Raw genomic sequence first — 20,979 nt, 5'->3', positions numbered from 1 at the left:
TCCCGATGGAAAGTTAGCGCATGGAGTTTCAACTACTCGGTCCGCTCGAGGCGCGCCCGTCGAGCGGCACCCGCATCGAGCTGAGGGCGACGAAGCCGGGCGCGCTCCTGGCGTTGTTGCTCCTGCACGCTAACGCCTGGGTCCGCGTTGATCAGCTGATCGCCGGAATCTGGCATGAACAGGCCGTGCCCGCCTCCGCGCTGCGCAACCTGCGCAGCTACGTGTGGCAGCTGCGGCAAAGCGTGGGGGAGCGGCTGGAAAGCCGGCCGGGCGGCTACCGGATCAAGGTGCTGCCAGGCGAACTGGACACCGAGCTGGTCGAAACGCTGGCGGAATCCGGCCGGGCGGCGCTGGCCGAGGCGGCGTACGAGACCGCGGCCGAGCAGCTTTCCGCCGCGCTGGGGCACTGGCGGGGCGAGCCGTTCGAAGGTCTCGAGTTCGACGGCGCGCGGGCCGCGGCGGCGAACTGGGAGGAACGGCGCGCCGAGCTCCGGTGCCTGCTCGCCGAGGCGTACCTCGCGTCGGACCGCGCGACGGACGCGATCACGCTGCTGCGCGAGGTCGTCGACCGCGACCCGCTCCGCGAAAGCGCGTGGGCTCGGCTCGTGCTGGCCCTGCAGCAAGCCGCGCGCCCGGCCGAGGCGCTGGCCGCGTTCGAGCACGCACGGAAGCTGCTGGCCCGCGAGCTCGGCTGGGAGCCGGGGCCGGAACTCGTTGCCGCGCAGCGGAAGGTGTTGCAAGAACGGCAGCCGGGCACGGGCGCGAAGCTCAGCCTGGTCGCGGGCGGCGGTTCCGCGCCGCGACCGGCCGGGATCGACGGGCTGCTCGCATCCGCCACGAGCGAGGTGCTGATCATGTGCGCCACCGTCGGGCCGGGACCGGCGGACGTCGTGCGCCGGCTGGGCCAGGCGACGCTGCGGCCCGGCGTGCGCTACCGCGTGCTGTGCCCCGATTCGGCCCGGCTGTCCGGTGCGCTCGGCGGCTTAGCGCTCGCCGGCGTGGACGTGCGGACTGTGGCCGACGTGCCGATGGACGCGCTGGTCGTCGACCGTGCGGCGGCGGTGCTGCCGGACGACCGGGCCGGGAGTTCGTCCGCGGCGGTGTTCCGGCTGCCCGGCGTCGTCGCGGCGACGGCCGGGTTGTTCGACCGGATCTGGCCCGAGGCCGTGCCGCTGATCCCGACCGGTCTCGACGACCGCGAGGGCGCCGCGGGGCTCACCCGCCGCGAGCGCGATCTGCTGACCCTGCTGTGTTCCGGCAGCACCGACGAATCCGCCGCGGCGCGGCTGGACATCTCCGTGCGCACGGTGCGCCGGATGGTCGCCGACATCATGAACCGGCTCGGCGCGCGCAGCCGGTTCCAGGCCGGGGCGAAGGCGGCCGGGCGGGGCTGGCTGATGGCCGAGGCGGGCTGATGACGAACGCACGACGCCTTCTGGTCGCCGACCGGCCTGGCGCGTACCCGACGATCGGCGACGCGCTCTCCGCAGCTCCGGACCACGCCGTGATCACCGTCGCCGAGGGCCGGTACCGCGAGGTGCTCGCCCTGTCCGGCCTGCACGTGACGCTGACCGCGGAGGCCGGGGCGCGGGTGATCGTCGACGGCGCCGGAGCGGAGCATCCGGTGCTGCACGCGGTCGGCGGATCCCTGACGCTGCAAGGGATCGAGTTGCACGCGGGTGAGTCGGCCGCGTTGGCCGCGGAGAACGTTGAGCTGGTCGTACGGCGCTGCCTGATCACCGGCGGGCGCGGGCCCGCGGTGCGGATCGAGGGGACGGCGGGGTTTGAGCTGACCGGCTGCTCGATCGAGGCCGTCGAACAGGGCGTGGTGATCGAAGGCAGTCCGGGACGACTGGTGGACACCGTCATCGAGGAGGTGACCGGGGACGGCGTCGTGATCGGCATGGGCGCCGCACCGGTGTTGCGCGGCTGCACCGTGACCGGGTGCGGGCTGCGCGGGGTGTACGTCTACCAATACAGCCGCCCGGTGTTGGAAAACTGCGCCATTTCGCGGACCGGCTCGGACGGGATCGCCGTGGCCCAGCACAGCTCGCCGCTGCTGCGGCAGTGCACCGTCCGGGACGCGCGCGGTTTCGGCATCGCGTTCGCGGCCGGATGCGGCGGCAGTATCGAGGAGTGCCGGGCGGAAAACACCGCAGAGCCGGGCATTTCCCTCGCCGACGGCGCGAACCCGACTGTCGTGGAGGCGACCGGACCGGCCGGTTCCGGCAACGGGGCGCCGGACGAGCTGCTGACCGAACTCGACACGATGGTCGGCCTCCCTCGCGTCAAGGCCGAGGTGCGTTCGCTGGTGGACGAACTGCAGGTCAACGAATGGCGGCGGAACGCGGGACTGCCGGTCGGCGGCGCGAGCCACCACCTGATCTTCGCCGGCGCGCCCGGCACCGGGAAGACGACCGTGGCCCGGCTGTACGGGCGGCTGCTGCAAGCACTGGGGGTGCTGCCGCACGGCCAGTTCCGGGAGGTGTCGCGGCGCGATCTCGTGGGCCAGTACATCGGCCACACGGCGGAGAAGACCGCGCTGATCTTCGAGGAGGCCAAGGGCGGGGTGCTGTTCATCGACGAGGCCTACACGCTGTCGCGCGCGGGTTCGGCGGGCGGCGACTTCGGGCAGGAGGCGATCGACACCCTGGTGAAGATGATGGAGGACCACCGGGACGAGGTCGCCGTGATCGTGGCCGGGTACACGAAGGAGATGGCCGGGTTCCTGTCCGCCAACCCCGGGCTCGCGTCGCGGTTCGGCAAGACGATCGAGTTCGAGAACTACACCCCCGGCGAACTGCTCGGCATCATCGAACGGATGGTCTCCAGCCAGGATTACGAGCTGGACGCGGCCGCGGAACCGGTGCTCGTCGACCACTTCGCGCGGATCTCCGGCGACGAGAACTTCGGCAACGCCCGCGACGCGCGGCGGCTGTTCGAGGGCGTGCGGAAGTCGCAGTCCCAGCGGTTGCGGCTGCTCGGCCGGGTGCCGACGCTCGAGGAACTGCGGAGCCTGAGCATCGCCGACATCGAGGCGGCGGTGGCCCGCTAACCTGGGCTTCGTGCGGGTGCTGGTGGTCGAAGACGACGACAATTTGCGGATAGCTCTCGACGTTTCGTTGCGCAGTGCCGGATTTGCCGTGGACGCGGTGGGCGATCTGCCGGTCGCCGACGAAGCGCTCTTCGTCAACGCCTACGACTGCGTGGTCTTCGACCGGATGCTGCCGTCGGGCGACTCGCTCGGCTACGTGCAGCACCGGCGCCGGTCCGGCTGGCTGGTGCCGGTGCTGTTCCTGACCGCTCGCGACAGCACCGCCGACCGCGTCGCGGGCCTGCAGCTCGGCGGCGACTACCTCGTCAAACCGTTCGAGATGGCCGAGCTGGTCGCGCGCGTCCGCAGCCTGTGCCGGCTGAGCCCCGCGCCGCGAACCCGCCCGGCCGTCCTGCGCCGCGGCGACGTGGAACTCGACGCGGGCACGCGCGAGGTGCGCCGCGCGGGCGTACTGCTCACCCTGGCCCCGAAGGAATTTCTGGTCCTCGAACGCTTGATGGCCGCGGCGGGCGCGCCGGTGCCGCGCAAGGAGCTGATCGAGCACGCGTGGGACCGGATGGCCGACCCGGACTCGAACGTCCTGGAGGTCGTGGTCCGGCAGCTCCGGCGCAAACTGCGGGAACAGACCCTGATCGAGACGGTCCGCGGCGTCGGCTACCGGTTCGCCGGGTAACGGCCTGCTCGCCGCGGCAGGAACACGGCGAGCCCGAGGAACCAGGCCATGCCGAGGTAGCGGCCGATCGGCAGGAAGGGGGAGAACCCCTTGGCCAGCAGCGAAAGCATGGACAGCACGGAAAGCGCGGCGACCCCGAGGCCGAACCAGGCGAGCCACTTCGGAAGGCCGCGCGCGCCGGTCGAGACCGCGGCGGTGAGGAGCCCGGTGGCGGCGATCTGGACGGCCGCGCCCGTGCTGAAGCTGAGGTCCGTGACGGCGCGGTAGACGGCGAGGTTGTCGGTGATTCCGGGCAGGGAAAGGATCCATTGAATGCTGGCCGAAAGCAGGAGGAATACCGCTGCCGCGGTCCCGGCGGACCGGGCGAGCGCGGCATGGGCGTCGCGGCCGAGGCGATGCAGGTAGGCGGCTGACCAGCCTGCGAAGACCAGCAGTGCGAGACCGCTGACGGCTTGGCAGAAGGCGGCGATCGGGAGGCCGCTGTGGCTGGTTGCGGCGAGGTAGGCCGCTACCTCGGAGTTCGTCGGGTACGGCGTGACTATGGACGCGCCTCGGTTCTGCCCGAGCAGGCCCGGGAGGACGAGGGACGCCAGGAAGAAGACCACATAGGACACTGCGGCCAGTACGCCGGTGCGGACGCGGAATTCGGTAGTGGTGGTGGGCATGCCAGGGATCATGCGGCGGTCCGCGGCCGGTGCGCGTCGCTTCGGAGGCGTATCCCGGCCTGCTCCCGGGGGAGTACGTCCGGGAGCGTAGCGGCGAATGCGCTTCCGGACGGACGCGCCAGCACCGCGAGACGCGGACGATGGCGTGGTGACATCTGGTCGGGCCGCCGCAGCATCCCGCCGTCTGCCGGGCGGCGGGAATGCGTTGCTGGCCTTGGCTTTCGCCGTGGCTGCCGCTGTGGTTGCCGTCGTCGCCCACAGCGCATCGTGGACGGGGTGGGTGACTGCCGCCGTAGCCGGTGCGGCCGTGGCGTGGTGGCGGACCCGCCCGACGCTCGCGTTGCTGGCCGGATTCGCCATGTACGCCGCGGATCTGCTCTTGGGCACGGTGCCCGCGCCGGTATTCCTGCCGCTGGTCCTCTTGTTCGCCGCCACGGTGGTACTCGGCCGCCGCCCGGTCGGCTACGCGGTGCTGGCTGCCGGGTACGCGCTGGCCGTCAGCGTCCCGGTGCCCGGCTGGGATGCGCCCACCCTGGCGTCGGCGGTCGGGTTGGCAGCGTGGTTTCTCGTGCTGGCCGTGGCCGCGGAACTCGTCCGGGTCCGGCGGCAGGCGCGTCAAGCCCGCGAGGCCGGGCTGGCCGGTGAAGCGCGAACCCGGCGGGAACAAGCCTTGCGCCGAGCCGGGGACGAACGGCTCCGGATCGCGCGCGACCTGCACGACGTGCTCGCTCACCAGCTGGCGTTGATCACCGTCCAGGCCAACGCCGGGCTCGCCCTGCTGCCGCGCGATCCGCAAGCCGTCGAACAGGCGCTGACCGCGATCAAGGACGCGGGAAACTCCGCGCTCGGCGAGGTGCGCGCGGTGCTGGACGCGCTGCGTGCGCCCGAATCCGGCGACGTCCCGTACCGCCCGAGCCCCCGGCTTTCCCAACCCGGCGACCTGGCCGAACTGCTCGACGGAGCGCGCGCGGCGGGGCTGCGCGTCGCGACCGAGATCGAGGACGCGCTGCCGTCGTTGCCCGTCCCGGTGGACCAGGCTGCGTACCGGATCGCCCAGGAAGCGGTCACGAACGCGATCCGGCACGCCGGTGCGGGCGCGACCGTCGGACTTCGCCTGTCCTGCGCCGACGACCGGCTCGAGCTGACCGTGACGGACGACGGCGGAGGCCGTCCTCGCGGCGGAGCGTCGGGAGGCGGCAACGGGCTGCCGGGAATGCGGGAACGCGCGATGGCGTTCGGCGGCGCGCTCACCACGGGCCCGGTTCCCGGCGGCGGGTACCGGGTCGCCGCGGTCTTGCCGGTCGGCGGCGCCTGGTGACCGGCCCGATCCGGGTCGTTCTCGCCGACGATCAAGCGCTCGTGCGCGCCGGCATCCGGGTGCTGCTGGAGACCAGCCCGGACCTCGTGGTGGCAGGCGAGGCCGCCGACGGCGAGACCGCGCTGAACCTCGTGCGGGAACTGCGGCCCGACGTCGTCCTGATGGACATCCGCATGCCCGGCCTCGACGGACTCGCCGCGACCGGCCGGATCGCCGCGGACCTGCGGTGCGGCGGGACCCGCGTGGTCATGCTCACCACCTTCGACCTGGACGAGTACGTCTTCGAGGCGCTGCGCCGGGGCGCGGCCGGATTCCTGGTGAAGAACAGCGAACCGGGCGAACTCGTGCGCGGCGTCCGGGCCGCCGCGGCCGGGGACGCGCTCCTCGCCCCGGGCGTCACGCGCAGGCTGATCACGGAATACGCCGCCCGAACGAAGCCGGTCCCGTCCGCCGCGGCGGCGCTCTCCGCGTTGACCGGGCGGGAGCGGCAGGTACTGGCACTGGCCGGGACAGGACTGTCCAATGCGGACATCGCGGCCCGGCTGCGGGTCAGTCCGCTGACCGCGAAGACCCACGTGTCGCGCATCATGGGCAAGCTGTCGGTGCGGGACCGGGCGGGGCTGGTCGTGCTCGCCTACGAAACCGGCCTGGTCCGTCCCGGCTGGGCGGCCGAGTGACCTCCGATACCCCGCGCCGCCGCCAACTCCGCCTCGATCAGATCAGCAGCCCGCGCGGTCCCGCCCTCCGCCATCAGCTCCTGACGAACCTCGGCCAACCGAGCTGCGACCTCCGGCGACCCGACCAGCTCCAGCAAGCTCTCCCGCAGCACTCCGGCAGTCACGCGGCCAGGATCGATCCTGCGCCCGACCCCGAGCCGAACCAGGACGTCGGCGTTGTCCGGCTGATCGGTGTGCGGGTCCTGGGGCACCGCGATCATCGGCACGCCATGAAACAGCCCCTCCACGCACCCGCCCATCCCGGCATGGGTCACGAACGCGGAGGCCTTCTCCAACACCGCCAGCTGCGGCACCCAATCCCGCACCTCGACCGTCCCCGGCAACTCCCCGAGCGCGGCCGGATCGACATGCTTGCCGATCTGGAGCACCACGTGCCACCCGGGCAGGTCGCCGAACGCCGCGACGCAGTCCCGGTAAAAGCCGGGCTTGCTGGTGAACGTCGACCCCAGCGACACGAGCAGCACCCGTTCCACCCCGGCGGGAGGCTGCCACGCTTCCGATCGTGCACCGAAGCAAGGGCCGACGAAGGTGGTCCGCCGCGAGTCCACCCGGCCGGGGTTCGGCTGCAGCACCCGGGGGATCAGGGCCAGTTCCCGCGCCGGACGGCCGAGGTAGCCAGACGGGATTCCGTTGGCGCGCAACCACTCCGCCCACCGTCCGTAGTGGACGGAGAAGCGCGGATCACGTCGCCGCTCCTCGAATTCGCGCAGGAGCTCGTCGTCGCCGCGGTCCGGGACGGAGTTCGGCGAGAACATCACGTGCGGCACCCGCCACTCTTCGGCCAGCACTCGGACCGCGCCCACGCCCTGGTCGTAAAGAACCAGATCTGGGCGGTCGTGCTGGAACGCCGCCCGCAGCTGCGGAGTCATCGCGATCGCGTCGTCGAGGAACAGGTCCCGGTGCGCGATCTCGTCGGACGGCCATTCCGCACGGCCGTCCAAATAGGACAACAGTGTCGACCGGTACGGGACGAAATCCGCCCCGGCAGCGGTGATCACGTCGGCGAAAGCGGGATCGTTGGCATAGCTCACCCGATGCCCGCGCGCGACGAGTTCCCGGATCACCTCCAGGCTCGGCAGCACGTGACCGTACGACGGCAGATTCGCCATGCAGAGATGCGTCACGACGACTCCAGCCGGGAAAGCGGCGCGTCGGGCGCGTCGACGGCCGCGGCGAGCAGCGTCCGCAGCTTGTCGAGCAGTCCGGCGGCGGTGGCGCGGTCGAACAGGTCGCCGGAGTAGTGCAGGTAGGCGTCCAGTTCGTTCGTCCGCGCCTCCTGGAACTCCAGGTACAGGTCGTGGTCGTGCGAGTCGGTGCCGATGGCGACCGGACGCTCGTCGCCCCGGTTCGCGCCGACCGGCAGGTCCTGCAGAGCTAGCTGCACTTGGAACAACGGATGCCGGTCCGGCGTCCGCGCGCCCAGTTCCGCCACCAGCCGGTCGAAGGGCACGTCCTGGTTGGCGTACGCGGTCAGGTCCACCTCGCGCACCCGCGCCACCAACTCCCGGAACGACGGGTCTCCGGCGGTGTCCGTGCGCAGCACCAGGCAGTCGGCGAAACAGCCGACGAGATCGTCCAGCTCCGGACGCGGACGGCCGGCGACCGGCGTGCCCAGCGGCAGGTCGGTGGCACCGCTGAGACCGGTGAGGAGAGCGGCCAGCCCGGCGTGCAACACCATGAACAGGCTCGCCCCGCATTCCCGGGCCACCGCGGTCAGGCCGTCGCGGAGCCCGGCGTCGAACCGGCCGAGCACCGTCCCGCCTCGCCCGGTCCGGATGGCCGGGCGAGGCCGGTCGGTGGGCAGCGGGATTTCCGCGGGCAGCCCGGCGAGCGTGGATCGCCAGTGGGCGAGCTGTTCCTCGACGCGCAGATCACGGTGCCACACCGCGTAATCCGCGTAACGGACCGGAAGCGGCGACCACGTGGGCTGAGCACCGGCGCGTCGAGCGGAGTAGGCCTGGCGGAAGTCGCGGGACAGCACGTCCAGCGACCAGCCGTCCGCGGCGACATGCGGGAGCACCAGAAGCAGAATCGGCTCCGCACCGGTGACCAGGTAGACGTGCAGCGGCGGCTCACGCGTGAGGTCGAACGGTTCGGCCGCTGCCGCCGACAGCACCCGATCCAAGTCACCGGCGGTCAGCCGCCGCACCTCAGGCGGTGCTGGAGTCAGGATGCGTTGGTACGGCTGGCCTTCATGCACGTCGTAGACCGTCCGCAGGGATTCGTGGCGGGTGACGAGATCGGCCAGCGCGGCGGTCAGCGCGGGCTCGTCCAGCTCCGGCAGCCGCAGGGCGAGCGGGAGCACGGTCGTGGCCGTCGGCCCGTGCAGCTGATCCCGTGCCCAGAACCGGAACTGACTGTGCGACAACGGGATCCGGTCAGGAAGAGGCTGCCGCTCCAGCGGTGCCGCCACAGCGGGCCGGGCCTGCTCCACCCGCGCGGCGAGCCCGGCCGCGGTCGGGTGGTCGAACAGCTCGCGCACGGCGAGTTCAACCCCGAGCAGGTCCCGGATCCGGGAGACCGCCCGCATCGCCAGCAGCGAATGTCCGCCCAGCGCGAGGAAATCCTCGTCGACGCCGACCGGCGAACGGTCGAGTGTGTCGGCGAAGACCTCGCAGAGCATCCGCTCGTGCGGGGTGCGCGGAGCCCGGCTCGCGACCGGGAGCGCCTGCTGGGGCGCGCTCGGCCCAGGCAGCGCCGCGCGGTCGATTTTTCCATGGGCAGTACGCGGAATCTGCCCCATCACCAGCAGCGCGGACGGCACGAGGTGGACCGGCAGCCGCGCCGCGAGCCCGGTCCGCACCGCGGCGGGATCGACCGCGGCGCCGGGCGCGGGCACGAGATAGCCGATCAGCCGCCCGTCGTCCGGCACGACCACGGCCTGCCCGACGTCCGGGTGATCCGTCAAAGCGGCCTCGACCTCGCCCGGTTCGATCCGGATACCGTTGACCTTGACCTGGTCGTCGACGCGCCCTTCGTAGTGCAGGAGACCGTCCGCGTCCCAGCGGCCCAGGTCGCCGGTCCGGTACATCCGCGCGCCGGGCGGGCCGAACGGGCACGCGGTGAACCGCTCCGCGGTCAGCCCCGGCCGTCCCAGATAGCCCCGGGTGAGACCGGGACCGGCGACGTAGATCTCGCCGACCGCGCCCGGGGCCACCGGCGCGAGCCGCGAGTCCAGCACGAACACCTCGGTGTCCCGGATCGGGCGGCCGATCGGCGCGACGGCGCGGCCGGAACCGGGGGAACAGCGCCACAACGTCACGGTGTCCGCGGCCTCCGCCGGGCCGTAGGTGTTCACCATCCGGCGGCCGCGCGCCCACGTCTCGATCAGCGGGCCCGGACAAGCTTCGCCCCCGACCACGAGGGTGCGCACCTGAGGCAGGCTCTCCGCCGGAACGGTCGCCAGCACCGCCGGAGCGAGCTGCACGTGCGTGACCTTGTGTTCAGTGATCCACTCGGCCAGCGATGGCCCTTCCAGGATGACGTCCGGGCCCGGCAGCACCAGGTGCGCGCCGGACAGCAAGGCCGAGCACAGTTCGGAAATCGCCGCGTCGAAGCTCGGCGACGACAGCTGGGAGACGGTCGAGTCCGCGTCGACAGCGAATCCGTCGATCTGCGCGGCTGCCATGCTCGCGACCGCCGCGTGCGGGACGGACACTGCCTTCGGCGTCCCGGTCGAACCCGAGGTGTAGAGCACGAACGCGGGGTTGAGCGGCCGGAGTTCGACCTTCGGCGCCGTGTCCGGTTGCCTGGCAAGGACGGTCCGGGGATCGGCGAGATTGAGGTGCGGCGTGTCCAGCTCCTCGTGCGCCAGCGTCAGCACCGGCTGAGCGTCGGCGAGCATGAACCGGATCCGCTCGGCCGGGTAAGCCGTGTCCACCGGCAGCACCGCCGCCCCGGACTTGAGGACCGCCACGATCGCCAGCGCGTGATCGGCTCCGCGCGGCACCGCGACGGCGACGACGCGCTCCGGCCCCGCGCCGTGGGCGATCAGCAGGTGCGCGAGCCGGTTGGCCGCCGCGTCGAATTCCGCGTAGGTGTAGGAAATCCGTGCATCGGAGACCGCGGGTTGATCCGCGTAGCGCGCGGCGATCCGGCCGAACCACTCCGCGACAGTGGTCGTAGGCCGCAGGATCCGATCGGGTTCGTCCGCGACCGTCAGCAGGATCTGGCGGAAGCGCTCGGCCAGCTCGGTCGCCGTCGCCGGGCCGATGACATCAGGCCGGTAAGCCAGCCGGATGCCGAGCTCCGCGCCGGGGCGCACGGTCAGGTCGAGCGGGTAGTGCGTCGACTCCCGCCCGCTGACCCCGTTGAAGAGCGCGTCGCCGCCTGGGAGTTCCTTGGCACCGGCGTAGTTCTCCACGACGGTCGCGGTGTCGAACAGCTCGCCGTGCCCGGCGAGGCGCTGGATCTCCGCGAGGTCGAGGTACTGGTGCTCGAACAGCTCGGCCTGTTCCCCCTGGAGCCGCCGCACGAACTCGGCGAGCGGCTCGTCGGCGGCCAGCCGGACGCGCACCGGGAGCGTGTTGATCAGCAGGCCGATCAACTCGCTCGCTGCGGGCAGGTCCGGCGGACGCCCAGACACGGTGGTGCCGAACACGACGTCCGCGCGACCGGTGTGCTCGCTGAGCAGAATCGCCCAAGCGGCCTGGACAGCCGTGTTGAGCGTGACGCCGAGCTGCCGCAGCCGCGCCGACAACCTGGTGTAGTCCTCAGTGGACAGTGCGGTGGTGAGCTCGACCGGATCAGCGGTCGCGCGGCGGTCGGCGATCAGCGTCGGGCTGGTGAGGCCGTCCAGGGAAGACCGCCACGCCTGAACGGCCGCCTCGCGGTCGCGCTCGCCGAGCCAGTCGAAGTAATCGCGCAGTTCCACCACCGACGCTCGGTGGCTCCCGGCGTACCCGCGGCGGATCTCGTCCAGCAGCAGCGGAATCGACCATCCGTCCACCAGGACGTGGTGATAGGTGAGCACCAGCCGGTTCTGTCCGCCGGGCAACCGCACCAGCAGCGCCCGCAGCAGCGGCGGCCTGGTGAGGTCGAACGGCCGGATAGCCTCCGCCTCCACCGCGCCACTGTCACGCAGATCGCTCCACTCCAGCTCCGGCTTCGCCGGAATCACGGCGACCGGTTCGCCGGAACTGACCGTCGGGAACGCCGCGCGCAGGTGCGGATGCCGCTCCAGCACCGAGACCACTGCCGCCCGCAACCGTGAAGCATCCACGTCGCCGGTGAGATCGAGGCTGAGCTGCATGCGATAGCGGTCAGCGTCGGCCCCGTCGAGGTTGGCGTGGAACACGAAGCCGCGTTGCAAGGGCGTGAGCGGAAGGACGTCGGCGAAGCCGGGGTACTCCGCCGCGATTCTGTCCACATCGGACTGGCGCAGCGGCGTCAGCGGGAAGTCGGACGGCGTGTGCCCGCCAGCGCCGGGAATCCGGGCGTGGTCGGCCAACGCGGTCACTGCCCAGGTCCAGCTCTCCGCGAGATCCCGGACGTCCTCTTCGGACAGCAGCGCCGGGGCGCAGGTCCAGGTGGCGCCGAGGACGGGGCCGTCCGGGCTTTCGGTGACGTGGGCGTCGACGAGCAGGGGATGCCCCAGCGGCTGCCGGTTGCCGGAACCGCCGGTGATCACCTCGGCGGTCAGCGCGCCGTAGTCGGTCACCGGAGCCCAGTCGGCTTCGGCGGACGGGGCGAACCGGCCGAGGTAGTTGAACGCGATCTGGGCGGCGGGGGCGGCGGCAAGGCCGGCCGCAGTGTCGGGGTTGAGGTAGCGCAGGAGGCCGTAGCCGAGGCCGTGACCTGGTGCGGAGCGGACTTGCTCCTTGACCCGCCGCAGGGACGCGCCGACGTCGGCGCCGCCGGACCAGACGTCGTCCCACCGGAGCGGGCCGGGGTCGAGGCGCACCGGACGCATGCTGGTGAACCAGCCGACGGTGCGGGTGAGGTCGATCGCCTCGTCGAGGTCCGCGCGGCCGTGTCCCTCGACGTCGACCCGGAATGCGGTGCGCGGCAAGCCGTTGCGCTCCCGCCAATCGGCGACCGCGATTGCCAGCGCGGTGAGCAGGACGTCCTCCGCCGAGGCGTGGAAGGCCGCGCACACCGGACCGAGCACGGCGCGGGTGGTGTCCACGGGCAGCGAGACGGTGTGGTGGGTCGCGGTGCCGAAGGTGTCTCGTTCGCGGTTCAGGCTTCCCGTGGTGATCGCGGGGCCGGTGTTCGCCACGACCGAGTTCCAGTACGGCAGTTCTGCCAGCCGCCGCGTGGACCGGGCTTCCTCGTGGAGTCGGGTGGCCCAGGCGCGGAAGGACGTGGGTACCGGCGGCAATGGCGTGTCCGGAGCCTCGCAGGCGGCGGCGAGATCCGACAGGAGGATCGGCCAGGACACTATGTCGACGGCCAGGTGGTGCACGATCAGGAGCAGGCTGCCCCGGCGGTCAGGCCCGGCGTCGAACCAGACCGCGCGGACGATCACGCCCTGCTCCGGCGCGAGTGAAGCGCCTGCTGCCGCGGCCTCTGCCTGGATGAGCGCGTCGGTGTCCGGGCCGGTGGCGTCAACGCGCCGAAGGCACCTCCCCACGCTGGCCTGGATCTCGATCGCCCCTCGCGTCCACCGCATCCGCAGCATGTCGTGCCGCGCGAGGACCTGGTCCAGTGCACCCGCCAGCCGAGCCTCGGTCAGCCCGGCGGGGGTGTGCACGAACGCCGACTGGCTGAACCGGTCGATGTCCCCGCCGGTCTCGGTCAGCCAATGCATCACCGGTGTCAGCGGCACCTTCCCGCCGAGCTCGACTTCGGCCCGGACCCGCGCCACCGCGGCGAGCCCGGCGGGACTGCCGTGCCGGAACACCTCCCGCAGCGTGAACCCGAGACCGGCGGCCTGCGCCCGCGTCACCAGCTGGATCGCGGAAATGCTGTCCCCGCCCAGGTCGAGGAACCCGTCGTCCGCGCCGACCTCGGTCGTGCCCAGCACCGAACCGAAGATCCGGCACAGCGTCTCCTCCCGCGCGGTGGCCGGGCGACGGGATTCGGGGCGGTCCGGACGGGGGAGCGCGGCACGGTCGACCTTGCCGTTGGCCAGCCGAGGCAACTCGGCGAGCCCGACGACCGCACCCGGCACCACAGCTTGCGGCAGCACCCGGCTGAGATGCTCCCGAACGTCCGCCGCGTTGATTTCCGGGACCACGTAAGCGATCAGGCGCTTCTCGACGGTGACCACGACGGCCTGCTCGACGTCCGGATGCGTCAGAAAGGCCGCTTCGATCTCGCCCGGCTCCACCCGGACGCCGTTGATCTTCAGCTGCCCGTCGGTGCGGCCGTCGTAGTGCAGCGTGCCCTCGGAATCCCAGTGCGCGAGGTCGCCGGTCCGGTACATGCGCGCGCCCGGCGGACCGTACGGACAGGCGGTAAAGCGTTCGGCGGTCAGTGCGGGCCGGTCGCCGTAACTGCGGGCGAGACAGTCTCCGGCCAGGTACAGCTCGCCGGTGATCCCCGGCGGGAGCGGGCGCAGCGCCGAGTCCAGCACCAGCACGCGCACTCCCGGCATCGGCTGACCGATCGCGGCGACGGCCGTGCCGGAACCGGGCTCGCAGTCCCACAGGGTCGCCCAGATCGTGGCCTCGGTCGGACCGTAGGCGTTGACCACCGTGCGGCCTTCACCCCATCGCTGCGCCAGTTCGCCGGGACACGCCTCGCCGCCGACGATCACGGTGGTCAGCCCGACGGCGGATTCGGGCGGGATCGTGCCCAGCACCGTCGGCACCAGCTGCGCGTGGGTGACTTCCGCCTCGCGCAGCCAATCGCCGAGTCCGGCCCCGGCGCGCGGCACGCTGGGATCCGGGATCACCACGGTCGCACCCGCCGCGAGCGGCGCGAACAGTTCCGCCACCGAGATGTCGAACGCCGCCGACGTAGTGTGCGCCATCAGGGCGTCCTCGCCGAGGCGGTAGCCGGTTACGAAGGCAGCGACAGCGTTCGCAACCGCGGCACGCGTGGTGACGACCGCCTTCGGTGTCCCGGTCGAGCCCGACGTGTAGAAGAGGAACGCCGGATGCTGCGGCATCGCGCGCTCGGCCGGTCGCGTGTCGGGCTGGTCGATCGTGCTCGGCAGGACGAGGTGCGGGCCAGGCAGACCGTCGAGCGTCGCCGCGGTTCCGAGCGTCAGCAGCGGGCGGGAGTCTTCCACCATGAACCGTCGTCGGCGCGGGGGATGGTTCAGATCGAGCGGCAACGCGGCCGCGCCTGCGCGAGTGATCGCGAGCAGCGCGATCAGATACGAGGCGGACGGCGGGATCGCCACCGCCACTGTCCTTTCCGGACCCGCGCCGTGCTCGATCAGCAAGTGCGCCAACCGGTTCGCCGCCGCGTCGAGTTCGCGATAGGTGAGCTGAACCTCCGCGTCACGCACCGCGACCCGGTCCGTGCCAGCCGAGATCGGATCGAATGGCCGTGCTCCCGAAGCAGCACCGAGGCCCGTGGCGAGCAATGCCTTCGCACGGTCGTCGGTCAGCAGCCGGATCGCGCCCGTCGGTCGCGCGGGTTGATCGACGATCGCCGTCAGCAGACTGAGGAAGCTCTCGGCGACCTCCGTCGCACTGTCCGCGCTGAGCACGTCCGGTCGGTAAGCGAGTTCGATCGTCAGCTCGCGGCCGGGAATCACGTAGAGGTAGAGCGAGTAATGCGTCGACTCCTGCCTGCCGAACCCGGTGACGGCCAGTTCGCCGGTGCGGCCGAGCCCGCCCATGTCCGGGTAGCTCTCGACCACGGTCGCGGTGTCGAACAGCACCCCGTGCCCGGCCGCGCGCTGGATGTCGGCGAGACCGAGGTACTGGTGCTCCAGCAGATCCGCCTGCTGGTCCTGGACCTGCCGCAGCAGCCCGGCGAGCGGCCCGTGCGGCGAACACCGCACCCGGACCGGGATCGTGTTGATCAGCAACCCCACCATCCGGTCCGCGTGCTCCAGCTCCGCCGGACGCCCGGACACGGTGGTCCCGAACACGACGTCTGCCTTGCCGGTGAGCCTGCCGAGCAGAACCGCCCACGCGGACTGCACGGCGGCGTTGAGCGTCAGGTCCAGCCCGCGCAGGCGCTCCCGGAGCGCAGCGAAGACGTCCGCCCGCAGCCGGGCGCTGACCAGCTCCGGCCGGACAGCGCGCGAGCGCAGCGGGGCCACCAGTGTCGGCCCGTCGAGATCCCGCAACGTCTGCGCCCACGCCTTGGCCGCGACCGTGTGCTCCTGTTCCGCAAGCCAGCGCAGGTAATCGCGGTGGTCGGCGGCGGGAGGCAACTCCGCACCGGCGGCCAGCGCGAGCAGTTCGCGGATGACGATGGGCGTCGACCAGCCGTCCAGCAGCACGTGGTGCAGGGTCAGCAGCAGCCGTGACCGGCCTTCCCCGAGCATCAGCAGCGCGGCCCGCAGCAGCGGTGGATCGGCAAGGTCGAACGGTGCCTGCAGTTCCTCGGCGGAGATCCGCCCGGCCTCGTGCTCTGCCGAGGAAACCTCGCGCCAGTGCGGCGGACGGTGCGCCGGGATCACCTGCACGAGGCGACCGTCGCGGGTGGCCGGGAACGCCGCGCCGAGGTTCGGGTAGCGACGGACCAGTGTGTCGACTGCGGCGTGCAGGCGGTCCGGATCGAGGTCGCCGTCCACGTCGAGCGCCAGTTGCACCCGGTAGTTCTCGTCGTTGTCGTAACTGCCGTGGAACACCAGACCTTGCTGCAGCGGCGTCAGCGGCACGACGTCGACCAGTCCGGGGTAGTCGCGGAGCAGATCGTCGACCTCGGCCTGGTTCAGCTGCGCCAGCGGGAAGTCGGCGGGCGTGCGGCGGTCGCCGGCCAGCCGCGCGAGCCGGGCCGGGGTGCGGCGCAGGAACAGCTCGTGCGGTGTGAAGCGGATCCCCTTCGCCTGCGCGCGGCCCACCAGCGTGATCGCCAGCAGGCTGTCCCCGCCGAGCGCAAAGAAGCTGTCGTCGACGCCGACCTCGGCAAGCCCGAGCACCTCGGCGAACACCTGGCAGAGCAGCTGCTCCGCAGAAGTCGTCGCGCGGGCGGTGCTCGTCGCGGACCGGACCGGGGCTGGTAACGCGGCAAGGTCAGTCTTACCGTTGCGGGTGGTCGGGATCTCTTCCAGGACAACGAGGTCAGCGGGGACGAACGCGCCGGGCAGGGTCGCGGCGAGTCCGGTCAGCACGCCCTCGACGTCCACTGTGGACGCCGGTGCGGGCACGACGTAGCCGACGAGGCGTCGCCTGCCCGGCTCGTCCTCCCGCACCACGACCGCCGCACGATCGATCGCCGGAACGGCGCGCAGGGCCGCTTCGACCTCAGCGGGCTCGATCCGCACGCCGTGGATCTTGACCTGCTCGTCAGCGCGCCCGCAGAAGTGCAGGATGCCGTCGGCGTCCTCGCGGACCAGGTCGCCGGTCCGGTACATCCGCGCGCCCGGCGGACCGAACGGACAGGCCACGAACCGCTCCGCCGATAACCCCGGCCGGTCGGTGTAGCCACGGGCGAGCCCCGTCCCGGTCAGGTACAGCTCGCCGGGTTCGCCAGGCTCCACCGGGCGCAGCCGTGCGTCGAGCACGTGCGCGGCGACACCTGGCAGGGGACGGCCGATCGGAGCGGACGCCGTCGTCGCGCGACCAGGCCGGTGCCGCCACAGCGTCGCGACCACCGTGGTTTCCGTGGGCCCGTAGGTATTCCAGATCTCCCGGTCCGGCCCAGCGAGACGGTCGAGCAGATCCGCCGGGCACGGCTCGCCGCCGAAAATCAGCAGCCGCACCGACTCCAGGTCCTGCGCTGTCCACGCCGCGGCAAGTGCGGGCACCGTCGAGACCACGCTGATCCCGCGCTCTCGCAGCCAAGGCCCCTCGACCGTCTCCCGGGCCGCCGGGACCAGGCACGCACCGCCGCGCCACGCCAGCCAGATCTCCTCGCAGGACCCGTCGAAGGCGACGGAAAGCCCGGCGAGAACCCGATCGCCCGGCCCGAGCGGCTGACCAGCGCGGAACAACCGCGCCTCGCTGTCCACAAAGGACACTGCAGCGGAATGCGGGACGGCCACGCCCTTCGGCCGCCCGGTGGAGCCCGACGTGAAGATCACCCAAGCCTCGCCGTCAGCCCGGCCCCCGGCCGCGGAGCGCTCCTCGACCCGGCCGCCTTGCCGCACCACCGCCCGAACCGCGGCCTCAGCGAAGACCCGTTCGACGCGCTCGTCCGGGTCGTCGGCATCCACCGGGACATAGGCTGCCCCGGCGAGGAGCACGCCGAGGATCGCGACGTACAGCTCAGCCGTGCCGGAGGGAACCCGCACGCCGACCCGATCGCCCGCGCCGACCCCGTGCCCGCGCAGGCGCTCGGCCAGCGCACCAGCCTGTTCAGACAGTGCGGAGTAGCTCAGCACCGTGGTTCCGTCGTCGAGCGCCGCAGCCGCCGGATGCCGCCGCACGGTCTCGGCGAAGACATCGGACAGCGTCCGTTCTGCGACGCGGGAGTTAGTGCGCGACAGCACTTCCCGCGGCTTCTCGGACATGGCGGCGGCGATCCGCGCGGGGGTCCGCCGCCGGAACACGTCCCGAGGCGAGAACGCCAGACCCGCCTTGCGCGCGCGGTTCACCAGCCGGATCGAGGACATGCTGTCGCCGCCCAGCGCGAAGAAGCTGTCCTCCGGCCCAGCCTCGGCCAGCCCGAGCACCTCGGCGAACAACCGGCAGATCACCCCGACCGTGCCGGACACCTCTCCGCGCGGAGCGGCAGGCACCGCGGGCGCGGGCAAGGCGCTCCGGTCGAGCTTGCCGTTGCGAGTGAACGGAATCGACTCCAGCGCTACCAACGCACCAGGCACCAACCCGCTGGGCAAGCGTCCTGCGAGGTCTGCCAGTGCCGCGTCGGTGTCCACAGTGGACCCGGTCACGTATCCGACGAGCCGTCCTTCGCGGAGCACGACGACGGCGTGCTCGACGTCCGGCCGCGCCAGCAGGGCGGCCTCGATCTCGCCCGGCTCGACCCGGATCCCGTTCACCTTGACCTGGTCGTCGGCGCGGCCCCGGAACTCCAGCAGCCCGTCGTGGCCCCACCTCGCGAGGTCGCCGCTGCGGTACATCCGCGCACCCGGCGGCCCGAACGGACACGCCACGAACCGCTCCGCCGATCGGCCCGGCCGGCCCAGATAACCCCGGGCGACACCGGATCCCGCGAGGTACAGCTCCCCGGTCACGCCCGGCGGCACCGGTTTGAGTGCCGCGTCCAGCACGTACGCCTGAGCGCCCCGATGCGGGCGGCCGATCGGCACGGTCGGTGTCTCGGCGCCGGGCTCGAAGTCCCAGAGCGTCGCGCTGACCGTCGCCTCAGTCGGGCCGTAGGCGTTGACCACTCGGCGTCCGTCCCCGTGCCACCTCGCGGCGAGGTCCGTCGGGCACGCTTCGCTGCCGACGAACACCGTCTGGACGCTGCGGAGCGAGCCTTCCGGAAGGCTGGCGAGGACCGTCGGAGTGAGCAGCAGTTCGGTGACCGCCTGATCGTCGAGCCACTTCGCCAGGTCCTCGCCAGCGGTTGGAGCCTCGGGGATCACCAGCGTCGCGCCGGCGGCCACCGCGGCGCCGATCTCGGCGACGGAGGCGTCGAAGGCCGCCGAGGCGAGCTGCGCGACCCGCGACTCGCCGGTCAGCCCCAGCCGCTTCGCCCACGTGGCCGCCAGTCGCGCCCACGACCCGCGCGTGACCACCACGCCCTTCGGCTCGCCGGTCGAACCCGAGGTGTGCAGCAGGTAGGCGGCGTTGTCCGGAAGCGCCGGACGCGTCACAGCCGCGGTGGGCAGATCGTCCAGCGCGTCCAACACAACGGGGTCGCTGCCCGGCGGCAGCAGGTCCACTGTGGACGAAGTGGCCAAGGTCGCCGTGGTATTCGCCAGCAGCTTTGCGACTCGTGCTGGCGGGGTGGCGGCGTCGATCGGGGCGAACGCGGCTCCAGCGCGGAGCACCGCCAGCACGGCAGTCAGGTAGGCGGCCGAACGCGGCGCGACGATCGCCACGACGTGCTCCGGACCGATCCCGCGCGCGGCCAGCACCTCGGCCAGGTGCTCGACGCGTTCGCGCAGTTCGGCGTAGGTCAACGTGGCGTCGGCAGCTTCCACCGCCGGGCGTTGCGGCGCGTTCTCGGCGTGGCGGGCGAGCAGATCGGGCAGCTGTTGCGGCGCAGCCGACGGTTCTCCCGTGCTCCAGGCCAGCACCTCCGCCAGTTCGCCGTCGATGTGCACGGGCAGGTCGCGCAGCCGCGTATCGGGCGCGTCCAGGGCCGCGGTCAGCAAGCCGAGATACCGCCGGGGCAACGCCTCGGCACTGCGCCGCTGGAACAGATCCGTCCGGTACAACAGCCATCCGTCCACAGCGGACAATTCAAGCGCCAGATCGGCGCGGGCCCACCCGTTGTGGATCGACTCGTGCCCCGACGACGGAACGTAGTTGAACGCGACCCGGGACAGCTGCCCGAACCGGTCCGCGGTGCCGGCGCTGAACTCCTCGGCGATCTCCTGGAACGAGATTCCCTTGTGCCGCAACCCGTCGAAGAGCGCGTCCCGGACCCGCGAGACCGCTTCGGCGAAGGTCAGCCCGGCAGGCAGCGCGACCCGCACGATCACCGTGTCGATGAACATCCCGATCACCGACCGCGTCTGCCGGTCCCGGCTGGAGGTCGGCACCGCGATGGCCACGTCGGCGCTGCCCGACATCCGCGCCAGCAGCACGTGATGCGCGGCCAGCAGCACCATGAACGCCGTCGCGCGGAGGCCGCGCCCGACTGCGGTCACGCGGTCGACGAACCCCTCCGGCAGGCGAAACGGCACCGCTGCGGCCTCGTGTCCTGGCACGGCGGGCCGGGGCAGATCCGTGGGCACCAAGTCCGGCAGTTCGGCGAGCTGATCGCGCCAGTACGCCAGCCGCCGCTCCTGATCGCTGCGAGCGGAGCGCTGCCGCACCGAGTAGTCGGCGTATTGCGTCGCGAGTTCGGGCAACTCCGGCGGCCGCCCAGCCGCCCACGCCGCGCACAGTTCGTCCAGCTCGGCCTGCAACAGCACGCTCGACGCAGCATCGAACACCGCATGGTGGACCACGAACAGCAGCCAGTAGTCCACGTCGGACAGGCGCACGCACACCGCACGCCACAGCGGCGCGCGATACAGGGGGAGCGGTCGAAGGCTCAGCTCCCGCAGCAGGCCGCGAGCCTCCGCCTCGGCCTCGTCGTGCCCGCGCAGGTCGACGTGTTCGACGTCCAGGACAACCTCGTCGTGGATGGTCTGGTGCGGCACGCCGTGCTCGTCGGCGGCCAGCGACGTGCGCAGGGCTTCGTGCCGGGAGGCCACGGTCGCGAGCAATTCTTCGATTTTTTCCGGCGGCAATGCGACCGGCGGCACCGTCATTGCCGCCGAGATGTGGTAAGCCGGGGAATTCGGCTCGAATTGGCTGGCGAACCAGATCCGTTCCTGTTCGCACGAGGCGGGACAGATCCGTTCGGCCATGAGCAACTCCCGAAGCCAGCGAGCCCGA

Annotated in this window: 8 protein-coding genes; 5 read left to right on the top strand and 3 right to left on the bottom strand. The window is 72.0% G+C overall.

Translation table 11 applies throughout. From position 1 onward, the window contains the following. The first annotated feature begins 20 nt into the window (after positions 1-20). From ABZX37_RS01460 to ABZX37_RS01450, 3 genes are read left to right on the top strand one after another with little or no spacing between them, the layout of a single operon-like run. Positions 21-1,415: a BTAD domain-containing putative transcriptional regulator gene (locus ABZX37_RS01460; RefSeq protein ID WP_354734996.1), complete on the top strand. Its 1,395-nt coding sequence runs from the start codon at positions 21-23 to the stop codon at positions 1,413-1,415. Further along, the gene (locus tag ABZX37_RS01455) at positions 1,415-3,055 is read left to right on the top strand and encodes a right-handed parallel beta-helix repeat-containing protein (protein ID WP_354734995.1); all 1,641 of its coding nucleotides are present in this window, start codon (positions 1,415-1,417) and stop codon (positions 3,053-3,055) included. The genes ABZX37_RS01460 and ABZX37_RS01455 overlap by 1 nt, the downstream gene beginning before the upstream one ends. A 10-nt stretch (positions 3,056-3,065) precedes the next feature. Next, a complete protein-coding gene (locus tag ABZX37_RS01450; protein WP_354734994.1) occupies positions 3,066-3,728 on the top strand; it encodes a response regulator transcription factor in 663 nt (220 codons plus the stop codon). Here the strand turns inward: ABZX37_RS01450 and ABZX37_RS01445 are convergent. Beyond that, a complete protein-coding gene (locus ABZX37_RS01445) occupies positions 3,710-4,393 on the bottom strand; it encodes a hypothetical protein (protein ID WP_354734993.1) in 684 nt (227 codons plus the stop codon). The two genes, ABZX37_RS01450 and ABZX37_RS01445, sit on opposite strands and share 19 nt — an antisense overlap. 280 nt (positions 4,394-4,673) lie before the next feature. Here ABZX37_RS01445 and ABZX37_RS01440 point away from each other — a divergent pair, with 280 nt between their 5' ends. Both ABZX37_RS01440 and ABZX37_RS01435 read left to right on the top strand, forming a co-directional pair. Further along, positions 4,674-5,711, top strand: a complete 1,038-nt coding sequence (locus tag ABZX37_RS01440) for a histidine kinase (protein WP_354734992.1) — start codon at positions 4,674-4,676, stop codon at positions 5,709-5,711. Further along, positions 5,708-6,388 carry a response regulator transcription factor gene (locus ABZX37_RS01435; RefSeq protein ID WP_354734991.1) on the top strand — a complete coding sequence of 227 codons (681 nt, stop codon included), beginning with the start codon at positions 5,708-5,710 and terminating at the stop codon, positions 6,386-6,388. The genes ABZX37_RS01440 and ABZX37_RS01435 overlap by 4 nt, the downstream gene beginning before the upstream one ends. Here ABZX37_RS01435 and ABZX37_RS01430 read toward each other — a convergent pair. Together ABZX37_RS01430 and ABZX37_RS01425 are read right to left on the bottom strand one after the other, a co-directional pair. Continuing rightward, on the bottom strand, positions 6,346-7,572 hold the full coding sequence (locus ABZX37_RS01430; protein ID WP_354734990.1) for a macrolide family glycosyltransferase: 1,227 nt from the start codon (positions 7,570-7,572) through the stop codon (positions 6,346-6,348). The two genes, ABZX37_RS01435 and ABZX37_RS01430, sit on opposite strands and share 43 nt — an antisense overlap. Further along, positions 7,569-20,951 carry an amino acid adenylation domain-containing protein gene (locus ABZX37_RS01425; RefSeq protein ID WP_354734989.1) on the bottom strand — a complete coding sequence of 4,461 codons (13,383 nt, stop codon included), beginning with the start codon at positions 20,949-20,951 and terminating at the stop codon, positions 7,569-7,571. The genes ABZX37_RS01430 and ABZX37_RS01425 overlap by 4 nt, the downstream gene beginning before the upstream one ends. Between the last annotated feature and the right edge of the window lie 28 nt (positions 20,952-20,979).

Source organism: Amycolatopsis sp. NPDC004079 (assembly GCF_040610415.1).
GTDB classification, from domain to species: Bacteria; Actinomycetota; Actinomycetes; order Mycobacteriales; family Pseudonocardiaceae; genus Amycolatopsis; species Amycolatopsis halotolerans.
The sequence above is the reverse complement of the archived record's forward strand: the minus strand, read 5'-3'. Positions and strand labels throughout refer to the sequence as shown.